Annotated in this window: 23 protein-coding genes; 11 read left to right on the forward strand and 12 right to left on the reverse strand. The window is 66.8% G+C overall.

All coding sequences use genetic code 11. The features are described 5' to 3' along the window. Positions 1 to 2 precede the first annotated feature (2 nt). From ACQR0W_RS30065 to ACQR0W_RS30080, 4 genes are all read left to right on the forward strand, one after another. A complete protein-coding gene (locus ACQR0W_RS30065; protein ID WP_315828235.1) occupies positions 3 to 1232 on the forward strand; it encodes a cyclic nucleotide-gated ion channel in 1230 nt (409 codons plus the stop codon). A gap of 521 nt (positions 1233 to 1753) precedes the next feature. Continuing rightward, positions 1754 to 1885 carry a hypothetical protein gene (locus tag ACQR0W_RS30070; protein WP_316171163.1) on the forward strand — a complete coding sequence of 44 codons (132 nt, stop codon included), beginning with the start codon at positions 1754 to 1756 and terminating at the stop codon, positions 1883 to 1885. 1010 nt (positions 1886 to 2895) lie between these two features. Continuing rightward, on the forward strand, positions 2896 to 4245 hold the full coding sequence (locus tag ACQR0W_RS30075; protein ID WP_315828237.1) for a carbohydrate porin: 1350 nt from the start codon (positions 2896 to 2898) through the stop codon (positions 4243 to 4245). A 196-nt stretch (positions 4246 to 4441) separates the two neighbouring features. Further along, positions 4442 to 5641, forward strand: coding sequence for an adenylate/guanylate cyclase domain-containing protein (locus ACQR0W_RS30080; RefSeq protein WP_315753104.1), 1200 nt, complete (start codon positions 4442 to 4444; stop codon positions 5639 to 5641). Between the two features lie 34 nt (positions 5642 to 5675). Here the strand turns inward: ACQR0W_RS30080 and ACQR0W_RS30085 are convergent, their stop codons facing one another. From ACQR0W_RS30085 to ACQR0W_RS30115, 7 genes are all read right to left on the reverse strand, one after another. Further along, positions 5676 to 6068 (reverse strand): hypothetical protein, encoded by a 393-nt coding sequence (locus ACQR0W_RS30085; RefSeq protein ID WP_315716076.1) that lies wholly within the window; start codon positions 6066 to 6068, stop codon positions 5676 to 5678. Further along, positions 6053 to 6370, reverse strand: coding sequence for a DUF3303 domain-containing protein (locus ACQR0W_RS30090; protein ID WP_316235250.1), 318 nt, complete (start codon positions 6368 to 6370; stop codon positions 6053 to 6055). The genes ACQR0W_RS30085 and ACQR0W_RS30090 overlap by 16 nt, the downstream gene beginning before the upstream one ends. 38 nt (positions 6371 to 6408) lie before the next feature. Next, positions 6409 to 6987, reverse strand: a complete 579-nt coding sequence (locus ACQR0W_RS30095) for a hypothetical protein (protein WP_315828239.1) — start codon at positions 6985 to 6987, stop codon at positions 6409 to 6411. 109 nt (positions 6988 to 7096) lie between these two features. Continuing rightward, complete coding sequence (locus ACQR0W_RS30100; RefSeq protein WP_316175890.1) at positions 7097 to 8761, reverse strand: caspase family protein; 1665 nt, start codon at positions 8759 to 8761, stop codon at positions 7097 to 7099. An 85-nt stretch (positions 8762 to 8846) separates the two neighbouring features. Continuing rightward, the gene (locus ACQR0W_RS30105) at positions 8847 to 10265 is read right to left on the reverse strand and encodes a TolC family outer membrane protein (RefSeq protein WP_315753100.1); all 1419 of its coding nucleotides are present in this window, start codon (positions 10263 to 10265) and stop codon (positions 8847 to 8849) included. 248 nt (positions 10266 to 10513) lie between these two features. Beyond that, positions 10514 to 11293 carry an enoyl-CoA hydratase gene (locus tag ACQR0W_RS30110; protein ID WP_315716080.1) on the reverse strand — a complete coding sequence of 260 codons (780 nt, stop codon included), beginning with the start codon at positions 11291 to 11293 and terminating at the stop codon, positions 10514 to 10516. An 83-nt stretch (positions 11294 to 11376) separates the two neighbouring features. Beyond that, on the reverse strand, positions 11377 to 11766 hold the full coding sequence (locus ACQR0W_RS30115) for a hypothetical protein (RefSeq protein ID WP_316171161.1): 390 nt from the start codon (positions 11764 to 11766) through the stop codon (positions 11377 to 11379). A gap of 324 nt (positions 11767 to 12090) precedes the next feature. Between ACQR0W_RS30115 and ACQR0W_RS30120 the strand changes: the two genes are divergently transcribed. Both ACQR0W_RS30120 and ACQR0W_RS30125 read left to right on the forward strand, forming a co-directional pair. Then, on the forward strand, positions 12091 to 12636 hold the full coding sequence (locus tag ACQR0W_RS30120) for a sigma-70 family RNA polymerase sigma factor (protein ID WP_315716082.1): 546 nt from the start codon (positions 12091 to 12093) through the stop codon (positions 12634 to 12636). 2 nt (positions 12637 to 12638) lie between these two features. Further along, entirely contained in the window at positions 12639 to 13277 is a 639-nt protein-coding gene (locus ACQR0W_RS30125) for a DUF1109 domain-containing protein (RefSeq protein ID WP_316171160.1), read from the forward strand. Positions 13278 to 13289: 12 nt separating this feature from the next. Here the strand turns inward: ACQR0W_RS30125 and ACQR0W_RS30130 are convergent, their stop codons facing one another. Together ACQR0W_RS30130 and ACQR0W_RS30135 are read right to left on the reverse strand one after the other, a co-directional pair. Continuing rightward, complete coding sequence (locus tag ACQR0W_RS30130) at positions 13290 to 14399, reverse strand: DUF2336 domain-containing protein (protein WP_316171159.1); 1110 nt, start codon at positions 14397 to 14399, stop codon at positions 13290 to 13292. Further along, positions 14396 to 15559 (reverse strand): GGDEF domain-containing protein, encoded by a 1164-nt coding sequence (locus tag ACQR0W_RS30135; protein ID WP_315753094.1) that lies wholly within the window; start codon positions 15557 to 15559, stop codon positions 14396 to 14398. The genes ACQR0W_RS30130 and ACQR0W_RS30135 overlap by 4 nt, the downstream gene beginning before the upstream one ends. A 322-nt stretch (positions 15560 to 15881) precedes the next feature. Here ACQR0W_RS30135 and ACQR0W_RS30140 point away from each other — a divergent pair, with 322 nt between their 5' ends. The 4 genes from ACQR0W_RS30140 to ACQR0W_RS30155 all read left to right on the forward strand — a co-directional run bounded on the left by ACQR0W_RS30140 (position 15882) and on the right by ACQR0W_RS30155 (position 20063). Next, positions 15882 to 16451 carry a sigma-70 family RNA polymerase sigma factor gene (locus tag ACQR0W_RS30140; protein WP_008961196.1) on the forward strand — a complete coding sequence of 190 codons (570 nt, stop codon included), beginning with the start codon at positions 15882 to 15884 and terminating at the stop codon, positions 16449 to 16451. After that, a complete protein-coding gene (locus tag ACQR0W_RS30145; RefSeq protein ID WP_315716086.1) occupies positions 16448 to 17290 on the forward strand; it encodes a hypothetical protein in 843 nt (280 codons plus the stop codon). The genes ACQR0W_RS30140 and ACQR0W_RS30145 overlap by 4 nt, the downstream gene beginning before the upstream one ends. Before the next feature lie 33 nt (positions 17291 to 17323). Beyond that, on the forward strand, positions 17324 to 18967 hold the full coding sequence (locus tag ACQR0W_RS30150; RefSeq protein WP_434840877.1) for a S8 family serine peptidase: 1644 nt from the start codon (positions 17324 to 17326) through the stop codon (positions 18965 to 18967). 469 nt (positions 18968 to 19436) lie between these two features. After that, positions 19437 to 20063 carry a TIGR03809 family protein gene (locus ACQR0W_RS30155; RefSeq protein WP_315828244.1) on the forward strand — a complete coding sequence of 209 codons (627 nt, stop codon included), beginning with the start codon at positions 19437 to 19439 and terminating at the stop codon, positions 20061 to 20063. 4 nt (positions 20064 to 20067) lie between these two features. On the opposite strand, the gene ACQR0W_RS30160 is transcribed toward ACQR0W_RS30155, so the two are convergent. After that, positions 20068 to 21441: a TIGR03808 family TAT-translocated repetitive protein gene (locus tag ACQR0W_RS30160; protein WP_316187276.1), complete on the reverse strand. Its 1374-nt coding sequence runs from the start codon at positions 21439 to 21441 to the stop codon at positions 20068 to 20070. Positions 21442 to 21669: 228 nt separating this feature from the next. Here ACQR0W_RS30160 and ACQR0W_RS30165 point away from each other — a divergent pair, with 228 nt between their 5' ends. Then, positions 21670 to 21957 carry a GlsB/YeaQ/YmgE family stress response membrane protein gene (locus tag ACQR0W_RS30165; protein ID WP_434840876.1) on the forward strand — a complete coding sequence of 96 codons (288 nt, stop codon included), beginning with the start codon at positions 21670 to 21672 and terminating at the stop codon, positions 21955 to 21957. A 40-nt stretch (positions 21958 to 21997) separates the two neighbouring features. Here the strand turns inward: ACQR0W_RS30165 and ACQR0W_RS30170 are convergent, their stop codons facing one another. Together ACQR0W_RS30170 and meaB are read right to left on the reverse strand one after the other, a co-directional pair. Beyond that, complete coding sequence (locus ACQR0W_RS30170; RefSeq protein ID WP_172131068.1) at positions 21998 to 22654, reverse strand: pyroglutamyl-peptidase I; 657 nt, start codon at positions 22652 to 22654, stop codon at positions 21998 to 22000. Next, positions 22651 to 23640: a methylmalonyl Co-A mutase-associated GTPase MeaB gene (meaB, locus tag ACQR0W_RS30175; RefSeq protein ID WP_315753091.1), complete on the reverse strand. Its 990-nt coding sequence runs from the start codon at positions 23638 to 23640 to the stop codon at positions 22651 to 22653. The genes ACQR0W_RS30170 and meaB overlap by 4 nt, the downstream gene beginning before the upstream one ends. Between the last annotated feature and the right edge of the window lie 9 nt (positions 23641 to 23649).

The raw sequence follows: 23649 nt of genomic DNA on the forward strand, positions 1-23649 counted from the left end.
CCGTGCCGACGCTCGGGCCGGGCGAGAGCGTTCGCGATCCCGATCTGCGCGACCGGCTGTACGAGCTGCTCGAGCACGACCATCTGCCGAGCACGCACGGCTCGCGCGTCGTCCAGTTCATCGTGCTCGTCATCACGCTCGACGTGCTGGCGGTGGTGCTGGCCTCCGACCCGGACATCGCGGCCGCCATTGGCGGATTGCTGCGAGCGATCAAGGTCTGTTCGCTGATCGTGTTTGCCGCGGAGTATGTCGCTCGGCTCTGGAGCGTGGCGGGGCACATGCCGCGGCGCCAGTCGCCGCACCGGGAGCGGCTCGCCTACGCCTTGTCAGCGCTCGGCCTGATCGATCTCCTGTCCTTCGTGCCGGCCGCGATTGCGCTCGTGCTCGGCGACCGCAGCCTGGAAGCGGTGTGCATCGTGCTGCCGTTCCTCAAGCTGGTGCGCTATTCGCCGGCGCTGCGCTCGCTGCTGTCGGCGGTGCAGGCCGAGCGGCGCATCCTGATCGGCTGCCTCGTCATCCTGGCCGGCGCGGTGCTGCTGTTCGCCTCGCTGCTCTATGCGGTCGAGCGCGACGTCCAGCCCGACAAGTTCGGCACCATCCCGCACGCGATGTGGTGGGCGATCGTGACGCTCGGCACCGTCGGCTATGGCGATGTCGTGCCGGTGACGCCGCTCGGCCGCATCATCACGGTGTTCGCGATCATCTGGGGCTTCGCCATGATCGCGCTGCCGGTCGCGATCATCTCCACCGCGTTCGCCGAGGAGATCAAGCGGCGCGACTTCGTCGTCACCTGGGGCATGCTGGCGCGGGTGCCGCTGTTCTCGCATCTTTCGGCGTCCGAAATCGCCGACATCATGCGGCTGCTGCGCGCGCGCACGATCGAATCCGGCGAGGTGCTGGTGCGGCGCGGCGATGCCGCCTCCTCGATGTATTTCATCACTGCCGGCGAGGTCGAGATCGAGCTGCCGACGCAATGCGTCAAGCTCGCCGACGGCACGTTCTTCGGCGAGATCGCGCTGCTGCACCGGACCAAGCGCTCGGGCACCGTGACGGCGACGCGCAAGACCCGGCTGCTGGTGCTCGACGCGCAGGATTTCCATGCGCTGATCGCGCGGATGCCGGCGCTCGCCGCGCATGTCCGGACCATCGCCAAGGCGCGCATGGCCGATTCCGGCGACCTCGCCCTTGCCGAGCTGTCGCAGGCCGAGCACGACGACCAGACGGACGAGTAGGGGCTGCGCGCGGATTCCGTACGTCGTTGGCGACGGCAGGCGCGCGTCTCATTCCATCTTCCAACGAGTCAAACAGCCGGGCGCGCGCGCACCATCCCGCGGCGCGATTGCACCCAGGAGATGCGGAAGACGTCCGCCCTCGAGAGTGATGAGGGCGCAGGGAATGCCGGGTGAGGGCCTCACCCATGGCCCGCCTGCGGAAAAAAATGCAGGCGGCAGGTACCACAGGCAAAGCCGGTTCATCCGGCATTCCCTGCGCGGCGGTTTTAACGCTTATACGCGATCTCCTCGGTGCACCGGGCTTGTTGGCCACCGTGCGCGACGACGCGCGTCTCGCTCGCCGCCGCGGGGACACCAGCTTCGGGGTGTCAGGACCACGCGACTTCACGTCCGCGAGCGCATCGTTCGTCCGCGCATGAAGCGCGCTGATGCCCTCACGTCCACCGCATTGCCGGCCCAACGTTTCGTGACGACGCGTACGCCCCTCATCCGGACCGGAACGTGGAGAGAATAGACATGATTTGCTGATTTTCGGAAGTGATTTATTTTTGCGCGAAGCCCTTGAAACGGGCGATGGCGTTGAAGCTGCTGATGAAATGCGCCGTTCCGGCGAAGGCCGATTTGGGGTGGCCGAGACCAATTTCGTTGCATGAACGGCCGGGACGCTGCTCGTCGGGCAAATCAACGACGACAGGTCACGACCGAATTTGGCCCGATCGCTCCGACTCGCCCGGCGCAGCACGTCACCCGGAGACCAAGGGCGCTTCTGGCCCGTCTCGGGCCTTTCGGTCCGCGGCGGAAGTTTACGCTATCAGGGTGCAACTGGAAGTAAGCTGGCAGTGACGCCACAAGGCAGTTTTTTTCTCCGAAGCTGGCTGACCCTCGGCTGACGCGTAACTGGTGTTTACACACTTAAACCGCACAACTGCCGATGCAATTCTGATGGGCTGGATGTCATGGGGATCGATGCCTTGAGAACGGCAATTGCATTGCTGCTTGTTGCCGCTGCGCTGTTAGTATCAGCACGGGCTGCGAACGACAGATTGCGTCAAGTGGTCTCTAACCTCAAAGCCTGCGTCCGCACGTATGCACCGACGGCCAAAGCCGCTGGGGTTGAGACAGCAGACGATGCCGTCAATTTCCTGATCGAGACATGCAGCCCACAGCCTAGTCATCTTGCGCCAGAGAACGTGGGCGCGATCCCTCCTGGTCTGCTTCGGGACGCCGTTCGCGATGAGTGGAATGCCCTCGTTCAAGATGCGCAGCCTCGCTAGGAAGTTGCCTCGGCCCGAGAGCTCTCGAACTCGCAGCTCCTCTCCAATGACGCGCGGAGACATCGTGCTTCCAGGCGAGCCGCTCGTGAGCGTAGCGACATACGGACGGCTTCACGTGGTCGGACCTGAACAGCAGATATTCCGCAGTGCGGCATGTGACGCTCATGTCACAGTTACGGTTATACCGACTCCCAAATATAATATGACTATTCAAAGGCGCCTCGGCGCTTGCTAGGATTGCCATCCAATCTCAGGTTGACGAAATCGCCCCTCGAATGGGCGGCGGCCGGGGATTGTGCCGTGGGGAAGCGCGTGCCGGGACGGAGGCTCTGGGCCGGGCGCGACAGAACAACATCCAGAGCCTGGGGACGCTGCGAGGAGCAGGAAAAATGAGTGGGTTTGCGACGACCGCGCGCATGTGCGGCGTAGGGGTTGCTTTGTCTTGTTTGTTGGGTGGCGGTGGTGCGGTCGCGGCCGATCTGCCGATGAAGGCGCCGCCGATTCCCTATGCGGGTGTCGATGATTTCTGGACGCGGCCGTATCTGTTCGGCGATCTCGGCCGGACCAGGCTGAAGGAGCAGGGCATCTCGCTCGCGCTCACGCTCGGCGACGAAGCCGTCACCAATCTGTCGGGTGGCTCGCGCAACACCGCGGCCAATGCCGGGCAATTGTGGTTCGAGGCCAAGTTCGACATGGCCAAGCTCGCCGGCATCCAGGGCGGCATGATCGGCGTGACGCTGGTCGATCGCTTCGGCAAGAATCTCAACAGCGAGGCCGGCATTCCGGCGCTGCAGCTGACCAACGAGGTGTTCGGCCGCGGCAACATCCTGCGCCTCACCGAGTTCTACTATCAGCAGAAGCTGTTCGACGACCGCCTCGTGCTCAAGGGCGGCCGGCTGCCGGTCGGCTCCGACTTCTTCTTCGGCCAGTGCGAGTTCATCAACCTGACCTTCTGCGGCGGCCAGCCGGGCAACATCCAGGGCGGCTACATCTACAACTGGCCGGTGAGCCAGTGGGCCGGCGTCGTGCACTACAACTTCACCAAGGAATGGAAGCTGTCGGTCGGCGTCTACGACGCCAATCCGAACTATCTGACGACGTCGGACGCGGGCGTCTATCTCGCGCCGGGCATTCCGCGCTCGAATCCGGCCGCAGGCGTCTTGGTGCCGGTCGAGGTGGTGTATGAACCGAGCGGTCCGCTCAACGGCACCTGGCGCGTCGGCGGCTGGTATGACAGCGCCTCGACCATCGACGGCGGTCTGCCCGGCATCACCGGCGTGTATGCCGGCGGCCCCGGCGTCGGCGATCAGAACCTCAGCAGCCAGCGCGGCCGCTACGGCTTCTACGAATCGATCCTGCAGCGGTTGACGGTCGAGGGTCCCAAGGCGCAGGGCTGGTACACCTTCCTCAACACCAGCGTCGCCGATCACCGCACCGCGTATCAGGACTACCAGATCTCCTGGGGCGTCAAGCACACCGGCACCTTCTCGTTCCGTCCCGACGACGAGGTCGGCTTCGCGGTCGGCACCACGCATGTCAACTCGGCGGCGCTGACGCCGAATGCGGGCGGCAACGAGGTGCCGATCGAGGCCTGGTATGGCTGGCAGGCGACCGGCTGGATGAACCTGAAGTTCGACGCCCAGTATGTCATCAATCCGGGCGGGCGGGGCTTCAATGGCGCCGGTGTCAAAACCGGCAATGCGGTGGTTCTCGGCCTGCGGACGGTGGTGCACTTCTGATCCTGTGATGTGAGCCGATGGGGCGGGTGTGCAGCATCCGCCCCATCGCGCGAGGCGCGCCCGGCTCACCGAACCGATGAGGAGCCGGCGCATCCTGCCCATCCGGGTGGGCCGCGATGCGATGACGTCGATTGACTCTTTCGCATTGCGGCACGACATCTCCTGGACCGCGACGCCGAGCCGCCAGGAGATCGCCATGACCGCAACAGACGTCCATCTCGCCCCTGGCCAGCGCCTGGGCGACGAGGTCGTGGACTGGCTCACCAACGGCACCCGCGACGAGCGCTTCATCGACAACATCTTCGCGCAGATGTGCATCCGGCTGCAGCGCGCCGGCATTCCGCTCAAGCGCGCCTCGCTGCACGTTCAGATCAACCATCCGCAATGGCTCGGCGCCCGGATGCTGTGGAGCGACGGCATGCAAGGGGCCGAGATCGCCCGCATCGACTACGACGTCCGCGAGCGGTCCGAATTCATCGGCAGCCCCGGCGCCGAAATCTACGGCGGTGCCGAGGAGATTCGCGAAGATCTGGCGCGCGATCCCAGGCTCGGCCGTCAGCATGCGATCTATGACGAGATGCGGGCGCAGGGCCTGACCGACTACGTCGCCTGGCCGATGTATCACACGCTCGGCAAGCGGCATTTCGTGACGTTCGCGACCGATCGCCACGGTGGCTTCGACCAGGCCGACATCGACGCGCTGCAGCGGCTGCTGCCGGTGCTGGCGCTGGTGAGCGAGATTCGCATCAAGAACCGCCTGGCGCGGACGTTGCTGGAGACCTATGTCGGGCCGCATGCGGCCGAGATGGTCCTGGCGGGAGCGACGCGGCGCGGCAGCGGCACGACGGTGCGCGCGGCGATCATGATCTGCGACCTCAGAGACTTCACCAGGATCTCCGACAACTGGCCGCGCGACGATGTCATCGATCTGCTCAACGGCTATTTCGACGCGATGGTGGAACCGATCACGCAGCACGGCGGCGAGATCCTGAAGTTCATCGGCGACGGCCTGCTCGCGATCTTTCCGCTCACCGAGCCCGCAGCCTGTGCCAACCTGCTGCATGCCGTGACTGGCGCCAGGCAGGCGATGGCGGAGCTGAACGCACGCAACGCCGAGAGCGGCCGGGCGCCGCTCCGCTACGGCATCGGCATCCATGTCGGTGACGTGATGTACGGCAACATCGGCTCGCAGACACGTCTGGATTTCACGGTGATCGGACCCGCGGTCAACATGGCCTCGCGCATGGAGGCGCTGACCAAGCAGGTCGGCCGTCCCGTGCTGATGTCGCGTGCGTTTGCCGAGCTCGTCGAGGGCCCGTTCGCGCTGGAGCGCGTCGGCGAATTTCCGGTACGCGGCTTCAGCGACCCGATCGAGCTGTTTTCGTTCGAGGGGTAGCGAATTCGGGCAGGGCCGTGTCGATCGACTGAGCCTAGCCCAGCCGGGGCGGGTGCCAGAAAACAACATCCGGCGCGAACAAGACGATTGCGATGGCGATGGGCCCTCCGGCAACCAAGATCATGATGATCGCCCGCGACGACAGTCTTTGGGCATGCGGAAGGAAGGTCAGTGCGCGGATCGCTGCTCCGGTCAAGAAGCCTGCTCTCGCAATCGGCAGCAGCGGAATGGCGAGCAGATCGTTGAGTGTACAGGTGCTGTGACAACGATCCGACGCTGGCGACCACCAATGCCGTATCCCGTCGAACGCAGTCAGCAGCACGACGATCAGCGTCGCCACGAGCAACGCCCGCCACGACGGCATTAGAACAGCGATCGCGTAGGAGACGATGCATGCGGCGAGCACCTGCGTCAGGATGTCGAGCATCGTCCGCCCGCGAGTGGATTCTCATCCAAAAAGGGCGCCACCACCTCGCGCGTCTCCGCGCCGGTCACCACCGGCACGATCTCGAAGGTCATGCCGGTGTCGCGGGCGTTGGCGAGAACCCATTGCTGCAGCAGGCGGGCGTCGTCGCATTCCATCAGCTGGAAGCAGCGGTCGAAGTTCGGCTCGATCCAGCTGCCGAGATATTTGAGCCCTTCGGGAAACGTGATGCCGGGATCGCGCACGCGGCGGTAGACCGGAATCGGATCGCGGTCCTTGAAACGTTCGATCACCATGAACAGCATGTGTCCCTTCCTTGTGCCTGCCGCGTCCGGCCGAGCGGTCAATCGAGATATAGCTCCCATGCTGCCGCACTCCGCCGATAGAGCGCTGATGAGATGGGGTGGTCGGCATTGCGCGCTCGCTCGATGAGCTGACGCAGTTCCTCCAGACCGTACGGATTCGCAGCGTCGCAGAACGCGAGGATGTCGCGACATGGGACGGCTGCGATGAAGCCGTTTGGGGCGAGAGCAGCCAGCCCTTCGTCCCAGAACGTATCAATCAGCAAGGCGGATGCCTCGAAATCGCCGCCGCACAGGACCGCGAAGCAGTTTCCGAAAGCTTCGATCCGGAGCGATCGCCGTTCGAACAGGGCCAACAGGTTCGCAACGCCCAGGCGGTGCAGCTCGGCTTGTGTAAGATCAGCGCGGGCCAGATGCCCGTTCTGAACGTATTGGTAGCGATCAGCCGCGTCGACGAGGTAGGCAGCCATCAGCCCATTGTTCAGATCGGTCAGAACCGGCGAGTCCTCAAGAGAAAGCTCGATCTTCGCCGGATCCGATTCGTCCTTCGGAAGCGCGCGCTTCAGATAGGCGAGCGCCTGATTGCAAAACTCTCGATCCCGTTGAGACATGTCGACCACCGTTCATCCGGGCAGCGTAAGCTCGGGCGAGACGCAGGGCAATCCGCGGCTGCGCGACGTGCGGCGGCTCGATCCGGCAACTGCCGGTTTGGTGATTGCCTGACGCGGCTCACCGCCGCCCGGCCATCATCCGGCCGATGCAATTGTTGAACGACATCGTGTTGCCGCCGGCGCCGTTGCGGCCGTATTCCCAATGGCCGGTGGCGGGATTGCAGCGGCCGCCGATCTCGATCGCGCAGCGCTGGCTGATGCTGGTGCAGCGGCCGCCGCCGCTGACGCGCTTCGGCTCCGGCTCGGAGCGCGCCGCCACCGGTGGCTCCTTCTTGCGCGCCGGCTCGTCGTGCCTGAGCGCCTCGTCCGGCTTCTTCGCGATCGGCTCGTCCTTGCGCCTCACGCAATCGCCATCCCCGTCGCGCGCCTGACCGGCGGGGCAGGCGATGGCGACGCAGCTCTCGCCGTCGGCGCGCTGGCCTTTGGGGCAGAGCAGCGGGCAGACACGGGCCGTCTTCGCCTTGACGGCGTCGAGCGCGTCGAGGCTGGCGAGCTTGGTATCGAACCGGGTGCCGGCCTGCTTGTTGAAGCGCTCCAGCGCCCGGCGCGCGTTGATGTCCCAGGTGCCGTCGCTGTCGGCGGTGCTGCAGCCGACGCGCCGCAGCTCGCCGGCAAGCTCGCGTGCCAGGTTCGGCGGCGCGACCTTGTCCGCGGGCGGCGGCAACGTCGCGACCATCGCGGGCTTGGCTGGCTCGGACGCCGCGGGCGGCTTGTCCGCCCGTTGCCCTGACGCTTCGGGCGGGCTGCGCGTGACGTCGGTCGTGGCGGGCGCGGCGACGTTGGCTGCCGCCGGCGCGAGCTTGGCGCGCTGCGCCCTGGCGAGCGCGGCGTAGAATCCGCTTGGATACTTCTCGATGAAGGCATCGAACGCCGCCTCGCTGCCGATGCGCTCGGCGAGCTCGTAGTCGCGCCGCATCGCTGCGTCGGAATCGGCCGCCGCGCTCGGAGCTTGCACGACCGGCACCAGCGCCACGTCGTTGCCGCCGAGCGATCCGTAGACATAGGGCTCCTGGCGATAGCCGGTCGCCTTCAGTACGTCGTCGCGGACGAAGCCGAACGCGCGGCGCAGATCGAGGCCGGGCTTTGGCAGATGCGCCACCAGCGCCGTTGCGAACGGGCTGTTGCTGGCGTCGCCGTCGGCGGCGGTCGACCCGGCCTTGGCCGAGAATGCGATCATCGTGTTCGGGCTCGATGGCTCGACCTTGGCGAGGCCGCGTCCGATGCTGCGCGAGGCGACGCTGCGCTTCATCGTCTTGGCGAACGGATTGTCGCGGCAGGCGTCGAGCACGACGAGGCGCAACTGCTTGGCCGGCTCGATCGCGAACAGCACGCGCTCCAGCGCGATCGCCTCGTCGAGAACGTCGCTGTCCGCCTCCAGCGCGGCATCGGTCGGGATCAGATAGTTGGTGCCGTCGAGCTCGATGCCGTGGCCGGCGTAGTAGATCACCGCGACCTCGGCCTCGCGCGCCCGCGCCCCGAACTCGCGCAAGGCCCGGCGCATCTCCTGCACGCCGAGATCGAGCCTGACGTCGACGCGCTCGAAGCCGGCGTTGCGGAACATGTCGCCGACGAGCTTCGCATCGTTGGCCGGGTTCGATAGCCTGGCGACAGTCTTGTAGGCGGAGTTGCCGATGATCAGCGCGACGCGCTTGTCCGCCAGCGCGGCGGTGCTGCCTGAACTGATGAGAACGAGAACAAGCAACAGGTAACGCAATGCCGTCATGACAGCCCCGGAGTCGGTCGTGCGTCAGACTATCCGGCAATATCGGCAAAGCAAGGTCGTCGGCCTTGAGCGATGACCGCTCGCACTACTGTCCGGAGGGCGTGCGCAGGCCGTGCCAGGCGTCGCGCACCTGGTGGTAGTGCACCTCGGGCAGATAGTCCGGCGTATTCAGATTGAGGTTCTTGACGTCGAGCCGGCCGATCGCGCTGAGCAGCGTATAGGAGGCGATGACGCGGTCGCGCTGCGCGCCGATCAGCCGTGCCTTGGCCTGGATCAGATCGGCCTGCGAGTTGAGCACGTCGACGGTGGTGCGCTGGCCGCCCTGGGCCTCGCGCGACACGCCTTGCAGCGCGATGGTGGCGGCCTTCACCTCGGCCTCGGAGGCGCTGACGGCGACCTTGGCACCCTCGTTGGCAACCCAGGCGCTGACCACCGCAGTTCGCGCCTGGTTGCGGACCTGGTCGAGCACGAGGCGGCTCTGCGCCGCGAGCTCCTTGCTCTGGCGGGTCTGCGACGCCGCCGTGCCGCCGTCATAGATCGGCGCGGTGATGCTGCCGACGATCGAGGCCTGGTCGGTGCCGAAGGTACCCAGCGTCTGATCCGAATCGCGGCTGCGGCTGACACCGCCCTGCAGGGTCACGCTCGGCAGCAGCGCGCCCTCGGCGACCTTGATCGAGGTCGAGGCCACGTCGACGTCGAAGCTCGCCGCAGCCACGGCCGGATTTTCCTTGTTGCCGAGCGCAATCGCGTCCTCGCGGCTGCGCGGCAGCAGGCGATCGATCGGGTCGGCCGCGCGAAGCTGGCCCGGCGCCATGCCGATGACCTGGGCATAGGTCGCCTGGCTGATGGCGAGGTTGACCTCGGCGGCGTTGAGATCGGACAGCCCGCGCGACAGCCGCGCCTCGGCCTGCGAGGCGTCGGTCGGCGTGACGTCGCCGGCATTGAGACGGCGCTGCGTGACCGAGAGCGTCTCGCGCAGGAAGGCGACGTTGGAGCGCTGTGCCTCGACCAGCGACTGGTTGGCGAGCACGTTGGTGTAGGCGGTGACGGCGTCGAGCAGCACGCCCTGGCCGACATTGCGCAGCGCCTCGCGGCCCGACTGCACCTGCAGCTCGGCCATGCGGACGCTGTTGGCGGTCCGGAAGCCGTTGAACAGCGTCTGCGTAACGGTGACGCCGATGGTCCAGGGCTTCAATGTCGCGGTCTGGATCGTGTTGTTGGGCAGCAGATTGCGCACCGCCTGCAGGCCGGCGCCGAGGCTCGCGATCAGTTGCGGACGATAGCCGGCGAGCGCCTGCGGCACGTTCTCGTCGGTGGCGCGCTGGCGCGCGCGCTCCGCATTCAGCGCCGGATTGGTCTGATAGGCTTTCGCGAGCGCGGCGGCGAGATCCTCGGCGCGCGCAGGCGAGCACACGACGACAAGGCTGCCCGCGAGGGTCAGGCCGAGGCCGATCCTTCGCACACGCATCTTGCCGACGCCAAATTCTTTGGCTCGACCCACCATCCGACTCCGCCGCGTCTCACTGTCTTAACCAGTTGTTTACCTGTTTAGGGCGGATGGCGGCCACACACAAACCGCCGATGTGGAATCCGGCGGGCTTTTCCATGGTTTGTTGTGGCGTGCTCGCCACAGGCCGTTTGTCGCAGTGCTGCGGCCCGGCGCGCGGATACGCGCTTGGTAAGCGGGTGAGGTGCACCCGTCGACATGAGAGGCAGATCGATTCGTTCAGCTGCGAGTGACCCGCAGCAATCTCAGCGGTTCTTGTTCACCGGCTTGCGCTTCTCGATGAACGCGGCCATGCCCTCGGCGCGGTCTTCGAGCGCGAAGGTGGCGTGGAACAGGTTGCGCTCGACATTCATGCCTTCGGACAGCGGGGTCTCGAAGGCGCGGTTGACGGCCTCCTTGGCCATCGCCGCTGCCGGGCGCGACATCGATGCGATCTTCTCGGCCGCAGCCATCACCTCATCCATCAGCCTGTCGGCCGGCACGATGCGGCTGACGAGGCCGGAGCGTTCGGCCTCGGCCGCATCCATCATGCGGCCGGTGAGGCAGAGGTCCATCGCCTTGGCCTTGCCGATCGCGCGCGTCAGGCGCTGGGTGCCGCCGATGCCCGGAATGGTGCCGAGCGTGATCTCGGGCTGGCCGAATTTCGCGGTGTCGGCAGCGATGATGAAGTCGCACATCATCGCGAGCTCGCAGCCGCCGCCGAGCGCGTAGCCGGCGACCGCCGCAATCGTCGGCTTGCGGCAGCGCGCGACGCGGTCGCCGCCGATCGCGGTGAAGTCGCTCGAGAACATGTCGATGAAGCTCTTGGGCTGCATCTCCTTGATGTCGGCGCCCGCGGCGAACGCCTTCTCGCTGCCGGTGATCACGATGCAGCCGATGGCGTCGTCGGCCTCGAGGTCATCCACCGCGGCGGCGATCTCGCGGAAGACGCCGAACGACAGCGCGTTGAGCATCTTCGGCCGGTTCAGGGTGATGATTCCGACCGCGCCTTTGCCTTCGACGATGATGTGCTCGTAAACGCTCATGATCCCACCCCGCAAATCAAAACAGCGGGCAATGTGCCCGCTGGATCGATGCGCATCAAGTAGGTGCGGCGCCGCGCGGCGCCTCAGATCATGAACATCCGTGCCGCCGAGCCCAGGGTGAGCAGGGTGCCGCAGGCGATGAAGATCTTGCCGATGATCGAGGCCTTGTCCCAGCCGGAGCTGTCGTCATTGCTGACCGTGACCATGTTCACGGTGACGTCCGAGGCCGCTGGCGCATCGCTCGGCGCGGCGTCGGCCGATTCCGCCGCGGGTGCGGCCTGAGCCTGGGCTTCGACCGGCATCGGCGCCGGGAATCCGTCCTGCTTCGCCGCCGGATCGCTCTCGGAGCCCACCGGCAAGAACGGACTGTAGCTCTGCTGTTCGGCCGCGCGGGCGAATCCAGTGCCAACGAGGCCCAGAACGAACGCGGCGGCAATGATCAATGCTGAACGTCCACTGGCTTGGATCGTCATCGTCGGCTCTCTCCCCATCCCGCCAGCCCAGGCCGGAGTGAGACCCCGACAGATGTCGAGAACGGGGCAGAAAATGGGTATCTTCCTGCCGCTCACGGCAAAAGCTGGGCGGCGCCGCACTTTGCGGCGCGGCCCATTAAACCTGATCATGCACCTTTCGATTCGGTGCTATGGAGCGGTTCCAAGACTTGCCCGGTGGCGTGCTCTCGTTGTGGCGTAACTCGGATGGTTCCGAGGCCAATGTCCGCATCACGAATTAGTGATCAGGATGTCGCGAGAGTAACAAGCTGACGATTCGGGCGAATTGCTGGGGGTGGAGCGGAGTTGCGCGAGCGTGACGACGAGTGGACGGGCTGGATGCGCCAGGCCGTCGCCGGTGACGACGAGGCCTATCATCGCCTGCTGAGGGCGATCACGCCGGTGTTGCGCGCAGCATCACGGCGCGGGCTGGCGCGCGCCGGTCAGCCCCCCGACCAGGCCGAGGACATCGTGCAGGAAATTCTGTTGGCGGTTCATCTCAAGCGGCACACCTGGGACGTCGACGCGCCGTTCGCGCCCTGGCTGTTCGCGATCGCGCGCAACAAGCTGATCGACATGCTGCGCCGGCGCGGCCGGCGGGTGTTCGTCGACATCGACGATTTCTCGGAGACGCTGGCCGACGAGCCGCCGGCGCCCACCGTCTCGGCCGGCGAGGTCGAGGCGCAGCTGAAGACCCTGCCGCAGCGTCAGCGCGACGTGCTGCAGTCGATCGCAGTCGAGGCTGCCTCGATCAAGCAGACCGCGGAGAAGTTTTCCATGAGCGAGGGCGCGGTGCGGGTGGCGCTGCACCGGGCACTCGCAAGCCTCACGGCCAAGCTACGGGATACCTGACCATGGACACCGATCAGCTCATCCGCACCCTCGCCGCCGACAATGCGCAGCGCGCGCAGCCGGTCGGCATCGTGCTGGCGCTGGCCCTGATGGCGGCAACGCCGGTCTCGACCGCGATGCTGCTCATCGGCCTCGGCGTCCGGCCGGACGTCTGGCTCGCGGTGCGCAATCCGTTCTTCGACCTGAAGTTCGTCGTCACCACGGCGCTGGCGATCCCGGCGCTGATCATCAGCCTGCATCTGTCGCGCCCCGAAGCTTCGCTGCAGGGCTGGAGCTGGCTCCTGATCGCGCCGATCATCGTCCTCGTCGGCGGCATGGCGGCGGAGATGATGCTGCCGCAGCGCACGCCGATGATGGCGCGGCTGGTCGGCCACAATTCGATGGTGTGCATGAGCGCCATTCCCGTGCTGTCGCTGCCGCTGCTGGCCGCCGCGCTGTTCGGTCTGCGCCATGGCGCGCCGTCGCGTCCGGCGATGACGGGCGCGATCGCCGGGCTGGTCTCGGCGGGCATGGCGGCGACGCTCTATGCCGCGCATTGCACCGACGATTCGCCGCTGTTCGTGGCCACCTGGTACACGGTGGCCGCGCTGATCGTGGCCGGGCTCGGGGCGCTCATCGGCGCGAGGGTGCTGCGCTATTAGCCCAGGAGGCGACTACACCTGCATCGGCGTTGCGGCGTCCTGCACGCGGTGGAAGCGCAGCACCTGCTGCGCGGTGGACCGCCGGAGCCGCTCATAGGTGGCCTTGCAGGCGTCGAGATCGGTCGTCGCGGTGGTGGCGAGCCCATCGCGCATCAGGATGATCGACTTCACCGTTGGCCATGACAGGCCTGCGACCTTGGCGAGGATCATGACGCCCTCGGCGCGGCTTTCGATCATGATGCTCTCGGCGACCGCGACCGGCACGTTGGCCATGGCCGCCACGGCGGCATTGGCCTCGTCGAACTTGCGCTGCTCGGTGAACTGCACGACGAGACGATCGTCGAGCCGGCCCTCGGCATGCAGTGAGCGCACCAGCGCGTGCGCGATCTCGGTCTGGCTGGTCAGCGCCACCGCGCTCGATCGCGCCCGCCGGCCTGCCGTCCGCACCGCCGAGGAGACCTCCTGCGCGAGCTTCGGGTTTGCTGCCTCGAGCCGCGCGCGGACCGTGGCCGACGCCTTGGCGACCAGCTTCAGATAGAGGTGGCGCGGCAGATTGGGCCGCATGGCGAGGCACGCGGCGAGGTTTTCGTCCAGCGCGGCGCGATCGGCCAGCGTGTCGAGGCTGGCCTCCGAGACGTCGGCGCCGGGATTGCTGACGGTGCTGTGAACGACCTCGTCGTTGCCGCGCCTGAGCAGGATGTCGGTGACGGCGCGGCTGAGCACGCGCCGGAGCGAGATCGCGAGCAGATGCGCCTGGCTCTTGGTCTCGGCTGTGCGGATCAGCGCGGCCTCGTCGAGCCGTTCGGACTTCGACAGCACCGGGCCTGCGACATCGATGGCGTCGTCATCGGCCAGCCGGTAGAGCGTTCGCGGCGGCGCCGACGCCAGCGGCGCCAGCCGCCGCGCGAGCAGCGCGCGGGCCGAGATCTCGATGTGCTCGATCAGGCATTCGAATACGTCGTCGAACAGCGCGACCTGATCATCGGCGAAGTCCGTCGCGCCGTCGACGAACAGGTCCGTCACCTTGCGCAGGGTCTCGACCCGCAGGGCGACGGTGCCGTGCGCGAGCGTGTCCTCGAGCTCATCGAGCAGGCTTTCGTTCGGGGCGGGTTTCGGGGTCATGCCGGGACGGCGCAGGCGCTGGTGACGCGATTGCGGCCCTGCGCCTTCGAGTCGTAGAGCGCACGATCGGCCCGGGCGAGCAGCGAATCGGCGGTCTCGTCGCCGCGCGGGGTGGCTACGCCGGCCGAGAACGTGACCTGCAGGCCGGTCGAAAACGCACTCCAGTCGAGGCCGGCGATGATCTGGCGCAATCGTTCGGCGAGCCGCGCCGCGGCGTCGGCCGGTGCGCCCGGCAGCACCAGCAGGAATTCCTCGCCGCCGTAGCGGCCGAAGCGGTCGCTGCCGCGAATGTTGGCGAAGATGGTGATGGCGAAGGTGCGCAGCACGTCGTCGCCGGTCGGATGACCATGCGTGTCGTTGATGCGCTTGAACCAGTCGAGATCGATCAGCACGACCGAGCAGGGCTGGCCGCCCTGCCGCGCCTGCGCCATCTCCTCGTCCAGCACATCCATGATCGAGCGCCGGTTCAGCGCGCCGGTGAGCTCGTCGATCTCGGCCAGCTCCTCGATGCGGCGATAGGCTTCCTTGAGCTTCTGTCCGCGCTGGTACAGCGTCTCGCGCAGCGCGCTGGAGAAGATGCCGAGGAACATGCAGCCGGCGATGGTGAGGAGGAAGACCAGGAGCGTCGCGAGTCGCTCGAGGCCGCTGTCGTGCGGCATGCCGAGCGGCTTGTCGGTGAGCAGGAACAATCCCGCCAGCCCGATCGCGAGGAACGTCCAGCAGATCGCGCTCTGGCGCGGCGTCGCCCGCAGCGAGGCAAAGGCGACGACGATGTACAGCGTGCACAGGAAGAGGATGCTGACTTCGGGCGCGATGTAGCAGAACGCGACCGTGATCATCATGCTGGCGAGCGATTGCGGCACCACGAGGTAGTGGTCGCGGAAACGGTCGTTGAAGCCGCTCTCCGACAGGGCGGTCCACAGCGCGACGGTCAGAATGCCGGTCGCTGCGTAGGCTGGCGCGATCGTGACCGGGACGGTTCCCGCCTCGGCGTAGATCAGCAGGATGACGGCGTCGATCAGGTAGCATCCGGCGACCAGCGCCAGCATCTGCCGGCGCCGCCCGGCACGACGCGCGCGCAGGTCGCTGGCCGGAGACGGTTGCGCGTCCCCGGCCTCAGCGACATTCGGACTGGGAATAGGCGGTGCCGTCGTGCCCATGTGCTCGCGATTCTTCGTCGTTGGCTTAAAATCTACGTGGGAAAGCATTTAACTTTGGTATCTATGGGCATGGACGAAGAGGCCGCCGGCGTCGTGCTGCGACGGGGAATCTACGGCTTTCAGGGCGTGCAGTTGGCGGGAACGGGCGGAACATGGTAGGCGGGAACCCGCTGGTCACGATCGACCTGGGCGCTGCAGCGAAATCTGCAAGTCTGTGCGCCAACTCACATTTCGGGACGTATCTTTCCGGTATTTTGAAGATTTTTGCGGTTGTGTTCGAACCGCGACGTCAATCCTCCAGACCAATCTTGCGAGACGGCCATTGAGCGTGACAGCAGCGGCGTCAGATGAAACCCTGATTGCCCGGATCGCTCAAGGCGACCGGCTCGCCATGCAGGTGCTGTACGGACGGCACCATGTCAGGGTGTACCGTTTCGGGCTCCGGCTCGTGCGGGACGAGCAGGTCGCGGAAGACCTCATCAGCGAGGTCTTTCTCGACGTGTGGCGTCAGGCCGGCAAGTTCGAAGGCCGTTCTGCCGTCTCCACCTGGCTCCTGGCGATCACGCGGTTCAAGGCCCTGTCGGCCCTTCGGCGCCGGAAGGACGTTGAGCTGGAAGACGAGGCCGCGAACGCGATCGAGGATACCTCCGACGATCCGGAGGTCGCGGTCCAGAAGAAGAATACCGGCGAAGCATTGCGCAAGTGCCTGACGGCGCTTTCGCCTGATCACCGGGAGATCGTCGATCTCGTCTACTACCACGAGAAGTCCGTGGAGGAGGTGGCCGAGATCGTCGGAATTCCGGAAAACACCGTCAAGACGCGCCTGTTCTATGCGCGCAAGAAATTGGCCGAACTCCTGAAAGCGGCCGGCATTGAGAGAGGCTGGCCATGATGGCTTTGAGCAAGATGCTGGAGCAAGAGCCCGGAGAGATCGAACTCCTGCTGCCGTGGTACGCCGCCGGCACGCTGAGCGCGCGCGACATGCGCCGGGTCGAGGAGGCTCTTGCCAACGATGCCGATCTCGCCAGGCAGTATGCGGAGATCCAGAAGGAGTATGCCGAGACCATCGCGCTGAACGAAAGCCTCGGCGCGCCGTCGATGCGTGCGATGCAGAAGCTGTTCGCGGCGATCGAGGCGGATCCGGTGCAGAAGCCTGCCGCGCCGCGCGGCTTCAGCGCGCGGCTGATGGATTTCTTCGACAGCCTGTCGCCGCGGACCCTGGCGTGGACCGTCAGCCTCGGCGCGCTGCTGGTGCTGGCGCAGGCCGGCGTGATCGGCGCCGTGCTGATGCGCTCGCAGACTGCGACCTATCAGACCGCCTCGGTCCAGGACAAGACCGCGGCGCCCGAGCCCGCGAGCAGGCCGATGGCCGCGCCGCCGCCGCCGAGCGCCGCTGCGCCGGCCCCGGCGGAGCGGGCGCCCGAGAGCATGACGCGTTCGCGGATGGCCGAAGCACCGGCCCCGGCCGCACCGCTGATCCGCGGCCTTGGACCGCAGGTCGCCGGATCGACCGCGCCCGCCTATGCGCTGGTGCGGTTCGCGCCGGATGCGCGCATGGCCGACATCTCGGCGCTGCTCGACAGCTACCAGGCCTCGATCGTCGAGGGCGCCAAGGGCGGCCTGTTCAAGCTGCAACTCGGCGACCGGCCGTTGTCGAAGGCCGAGGCCGACAGCCTGATCGGCCGTCTGGCGCGCGAGAAGATCGTCAGCCTCGCGGTGGCCGCGCAATAGGCCCGCGCCGTCCGAACGTCATTCGGAGGCTCCATGTCGTCTACTTCGCCGCTCCAGTTCGCCAGATCGGTCGCGATGCTGATTGTCGTCGCAATGCCTGCTTTCGCAGGTGGCGACCTCAGTGCCCATGCCCAGGCGATGATGCGTTCGCCCAACATCAACATCCCGAGCCGGGTGCCGAGCATCAACCCGGGCACCGCGATGCGTGCGCCGCCGCCGACGGCGATGACCGTGCGCCCGACCTTGCCCAATGCGCGATTTGCACCGAACCTGCAGACCTCCTGCGACCCGGCGGATCGCAGCGCCTCGGGTGAATGTCTCGACCGCCGGCCGGTGACGACGGACGGGCAGGGCCGGCGGTCCCAAGGAAGATTGGACAAAGACAAGTCCGCCAAGGTGACGCAGCGGGGCGAGCCGAAAGCTGCGGCCGCGGTCGACCCGCGGACCATCGCCAACGAGATCGTCGCCGAAATCGATGACGGTCTCTCGACGGACCAGGCCGACGCGCTGGCGCGCCGCCATGGCCTGCAGCGCATCAGCTCGCAGCGCTTTCCGCTGATCGGCGCCACAATCGGTCTGTTCCGGATCACCGATCGCCGCTCGGTGCAGGCGGTCAGCCGTGCGCTCGCGGCAGATGCCAGGGTGCGTTCGGTGCAGCCGAACTACCGCTACACGCTGCAGCAGCAGAACGTACCGCCCGCCGAGGGCGATCCCGCGCAATACGCGCTGGCGAAGCTGCGGCTGCCCGAAGCGCACAGGCTGGCCCAGGGCTCCAACGTCACCATCGCAGTGATCGATTCCGCGGTCGATCTCAAGCACCCGGAATTCGCCGACGCGTCGTTCGACGCGTTCGACGCACTCGGCGGTGACGAGGGGCCGCATGTGCACGGCACGGGCATCGCCGGCGTGATCGTGTCGCACAAGCGGTTGATGGGCAGCGCGCCCTATGCACGCATCATCGCCATCCGCGCCTTCGGCATGGCCAAGAAAGGCGGCGGGCCGGAGAGCAGCTCCTATGTGATCCTGAAGGCGCTGGACTACGCGGTTCTGCACGGCGCGCAGATCGTCAACATGAGCTTCGCCGGCCCGAAGGATGCGGTGATCGAGCGCGCGATCGCGGCCGTCGCTTCCAAGGGCGTCGTGATGGTCGCCGCGGCCGGCAATGCCGGGGCCAAGTCGCCGCCGCTGTATCCTGCGGGCAATCCGAACGTCATCGCCGTCAGTGCGACCGATGACAGGGACCAGTTGCTGCCGGCGTCGAACCGCGGCAATTACATCGCGCTGGCCGCGCCCGGCGCCGAGATCTTCCTGCCGGCGCCGGACGGAAAATATCAGATCATCTCGGGCACCTCGTTTTCCGCGGCCTATGTCAGCGGGCTTGCGGCGCTGGTGCTGGAGCGCAATCCGGCGCTGAAGCCGGAGATGGTGCGGACCGTGCTGACCGGGACCGCGCGCGATCTCGGGACGCCCGGACGCGACGATCTGTTCGGGGCGGGGCAGGCGGATGCGTTGGCGGCGGTCCAGGCCGTGGCCGCGCCGCAGGATGCGCCCGCTGCTGCTGTGCCTTCCGCGGGGCTGCAAACGGAGCCCGCGGCGGCCCGCGAGTTGCGCCCGGCGCCGGCCGCGGTGACCGAGGCATCTCCAGCCGGCGACGCGCTTCGGCCCGCGCAGCAATGACGCCAACGTTTTCGTGAACGTTCCGAAAATCTCCCGCTCGCCTTGAACGTGCAGCGGGGCGATCACGACAGAAAGCATGTGGGAGCGGTGATCCCCTCCCTAAGGCTATATACGGCGCGAGCGCCCATCCACCCCAAGCGCCCATATGGCTCGACCCGTCCGGTTGTCCCCCCGGACGGGTCTTTCATTTTAGGCGAGGTCGAAGCCCGGAAACGTCGATATCCGGCAGTGTCTCGCGCACCCCGAGTCGAACATCCTTGGGTTGTCTAGGGATGCCGTTGGTCGCGTTAGCGCTCCGCGCCTGGCCAAAGCCCGAAAAAACACGGACAGAATTTCCGCACGACTACGGTTTGGCCGCCAAACAACATGGCATTAGCTAGACTTTGTTAACCTTTTCCACAAAATATTCACGTCACGTTGCGTTGATTCGTGCCGAGTGCGTCCGTCCCCTTATCTCACGGGCTCCCCCATGACACATCGACCGGACGTGGCTTGCAGCCGCGAACTGGCTGCACGCTGGTGCGCGCTTGCCGAAAGGCGCCTGGACCATCTCACCGAGCTGTTCCAGAGCGGCCGCTGGCGCCGCTACTACACCGAGCAGTCTCTCCTGGACGATATCCGCCAGGCCAAGGCCGCGGTGCAGACCTGGCAGGCGCTATCCCGCGCCGAGCCCGAGCAGGTGAGCATCGTGCCCAGCCAGAGGCCGGCTGCCGTTGTGGCTGCGCCACCGGCGCCCGCGCGCCCCGCCGAGCCTGAGCCGATCAAACTCCGTCTCCATGAGAATCATCCCATCGAGCGGCGCCCCATTGCGCTGCCGCCTTCGCTCGAAACCATCCTTGCGGAGTCCAAGATCATCGTCGAGCCCGAGATCGAGCTGGCCGCGGATGATCTGGAACCGGACGACGTCATCGAACCCGAGTATGTGGCCGAAGACGACATCGCGCCGGAGCCGACCGTCGCGCCGTCCCGCATCGACATGTTCGCCCTGGAGCAGGCCTTGAGCATCGGCATTCAATCCGACGCCGAGTATGACGAGCCGGTGGTCGACCTCGATGCCATCGAGCGCCGCTATCCAGCGCTGGCGGTCGCTTATTAGTCTGTTACCGGCTGACGGCGTTGCCGTTGACAGTCAGATGGGCAAATCGCTGCGCACCGTCCTGCGTCAGGTCCGATGTCACCGGCTTGATGTGATCGAGCCCGATGACCGCGCCACGGGGCGTGCCGGAGATGACGTTGTTGCTGACGAGCGCCGTGCCCGCGCCCGGCACGACCGAGAGGCCGACGCCGGCCAGAGCGTTGCGGACGACGTTGCCGGAGATCACCACGTCGCGCAGATATCGGCCCCAGCCGGCGACGATGCCGTAGGACGGGGCATTCTCGATCACGTTCCCGGTCACCGCGGAGTCCGCCTCGACATAGATGCCGATGCCGGCGTCGTCGTCGGGTGCTGTGCCGATCGGCCGCTTCGGGATAAGATTGCGGATGATGTTGCCCTGGACCACCGCGATGCGGCCGCCTTCGTTGAAGTTGCACACGGAGACGCCGAACGCGGCGCCGTCCACCGTATTGCCTGAGATGACGGCGCCCTCGAATGCGAACTCCGAGTAGAGCGCGACCTCGCGCACGTCGCTGACGCTGTTGCCGACGATCTGGATGTTCGAGGCCGAGTTGCCGCGCACCGCCGAGTAGTCGCAGTTCTTGATGCGGTTGCCGCGCACGATCACGTTGCCGGCGCGAAAGGCGTTGATGGCGTTGCCGTACTGGCCCGAGCCGCCGGGGCCGGCCTTGATGTCCGTGATGCTGTTGTCGAGCACCATCGTGCCGTCGTCGCCGATCGCGGTGCGCAGGATCTCGATGCCGTTGTCGCGCGTCCCCTTGATGGTATTGCGCGACACGATCAGCCCGAGGGCATCGAACGACACGATCGCGGTGACCGCGATGTCGGTGAGGACGTTGCCGCTGAGGTCGCCGGAAACCTGCTCGAGCCAGATGCCGCTGCCGCCGGAGCGGGTGATCTCGCAATCATGGATCCTGACATCGTTGCCGGCTGCAACGTGAAGCAGGCCGCGCCGCTGGGGCAGGGCAATGCCGCCGCCGTCGAGCGCGACGCCGCTGACGCCGAGGCCGTCAGCGCCTTCTGCTGACAGCATCGACGGGCCGCCACCGGTGAACACGAGCTTGGTGGCACTCCGGACGCCGACCATCTGGCTGCCCCTGGCAAGCCGCAGCATCGAGGTCCTGTAGGTGCCCGGCGGCAGCGCCAGCGGCACCTGGGCGCGGGCGGCCTCGTCGATCGCACGCTGCAGCGCGCGGGTCTGGTCGTCGGGACTGTTGGGCTTGATGCCATATTGCGTGGCGTCGCGGCCGAGTGTGGAGATCAGGAGGGTGGCCTGCGCGGCATCCGCCGGCAGGGCCAATGCCCCGGCGACGCCGGCAGCCGATCCAGCCAGAATGCGGCGGCGATTGACATCCATGGTCAGCGTCTCGCGCAAAAGATGATGTGCGGCCACGACTTAAGCTGAAAGTCTCAATGCTGATGCCGAGGATGAGCGCCTGCGCCCGGGATTGTTGGCGGTAGGGTTAAATCTTCACGTCAGATCGCCCGCCGGCGTGGGTTGCCCGTCGAACCGGTGAGCCTCTCCCGAGGGAACCAATGGGACTCGGGGACATTGTTCCCGCAATGGATCGGCGAGGAGAGGGTCATGCATCTGTCAAATGAGAGTCTACTGGTTATTCTGTTCGCGGGCATTGTCGCGGGCTGGCTCGCAGGCCGCGTCATGGAAGGCGGCGGCTTCGGCCTGATCGGCGACCTGATCGTCGGCCTCCTCGGTGCCTTCATCGGCAACTGGCTGTTGCCGCAGCTCGGCATTCATCTGGGTGTCGGACTGGTCGCCGCGATCATCAACGCCTTCATCGGCGCCGTGGTCCTGTTGCTCCTGCTGCGCTTGATCGGTGGGGGATTTGGCGGTCGGCGCCGCTGGAGCATCTGATATCCCGCGCTGACCGTCAGCGGTCATACCACCGTCGGCGTCAGCTCGTGCGACAGGACGCCTGTCGCACGAGCTTGACCAGCTCCGTCAGCATCGCTTCGCCGGCATCGACGAGCCCCTCCAGCGTGATGCGCGAACTGCCGTGCGGCAACGCCGTGCCGGCACGCGGCAAGGGAGGAATGTGGATGAAGGCGGCGAGCCGCGGCCCTTCGGCGGCCTTGGTCGCCTCGATCGCGCGCCAGCTCAGATAGTTGCAGAGATAGCTGCCGGCATCGCGCGAGGCCCGGGCATCGATGCCGGTGGCGCGCGCCGCGCGCAGCAGCCGCGCCATGTGCGGGCCGAACGGCATCGGATGTGCACCCGGGACGATCACGCCCTTGCGCGCGACGTGGCGGTCGGCATCCGGGAAGGTCGTGGTGATCGCGTTGCGGGCGCGCGTCTCGATCCGCAGATAGGACGTTCGCCCGGCGAGGCCGAACATCATGAGCGCATGCGGGCGCCGCTCGGCGATCAGCGCGGGCAGCTCGCGATCCACGGTCGCATAGGTCACGTGAAAAATGTGGCTGCTGATGGCGACGTCATCCAGCGCTGGCCGCCGCAGCTCGGACAACCGCTTCACCAGCGGCATGGTTGGATTGGACGGCGCGCCGGGAAACGGGCCGAATCCGGTGATCAGGATGCGCGGCCGCTCGCTCATGTCAGCATCTCCGCGAGCTGCTCGGCGGCGAGCGCCGGCGCGACGCGGCCCTCGGCGACGTCGCTCTCCAGCTTCTTCACCTTCGCGCGGATGGATGGATCGGTGCGCAGCCGCGCCATCAGGCGCTGCTCCAGCATGGTCCACATCCATTTCACCTGCTGGTCGCGCCGCCGCGCGGCGAACTCGCCGGAGGCGATCATCGCCTTGCGATGATCCAGGACCTTCTGCCACAGCTCGGCGATGCCCGTGCCTGATATCGCCGAATAGGTCACGACCGGCGGATGCCAGTGCTCGGAGCGGGGGCTGAGCAGATGCAGCGCGCCGCGATAGTCGGCGGCGGTGATGTTGGCGCGCTTGACGTTGTCGCCATCGGCCTTGTTGATCGCGATCATGTCGGCGAGCTCGACCAGGCCCTTCTTGATGCCCTGCAGCTCGTCGCCGCCGCCCGGCAGCATCAGGGCGAGGAAGAAATCGGTCATGTCGCAGACCGCGGTTTCGGACTGGCCGATGCCGACCGTCTCGACCAGGATCACGTCGAAGCCTGCGGCCTCGCACAGCAGCATCGCTTCGCGCGTCTTGGCGGCGACGCCGCCGAGCGTGCCCGACGATGGCGAGGGGCGGATGAAGGCGTGCTCGTGATGGGACAATCGCGCCATCCGCGTCTTGTCGCCGAGGATCGAACCGCCGGTGCGCGCCGAGGACGGATCGACCGCGAGCACCGCGACCTTGTGGCCCTGTCCGATCAGGAACATGCCGAGAGCATCGATCGTGGTGGACTTGCCGACGCCGGGCGAGCCGGTGATGCCGACGCGGATCGCGTGCCCCGTCCGTGGCAGCAGCGCCTGCACCAGTTCGCGCGCGGCGGCCTGATGGTCGGCGCGGCGGCTCTCGACCAGCGTGATCGCGCGCGCCAGCGCCGCGCGGCTGCCGGCGCTGATATCGTCGGCCAAGGTCGTGGTATTTGGCGAAGGAGAACGAGAGGACATGCGCCCGTT

Source organism: Bradyrhizobium sp. HKCCYLRH1034 (assembly GCF_051168375.1).
Classification (GTDB): domain Bacteria; phylum Pseudomonadota; class Alphaproteobacteria; order Rhizobiales; family Xanthobacteraceae; genus Bradyrhizobium.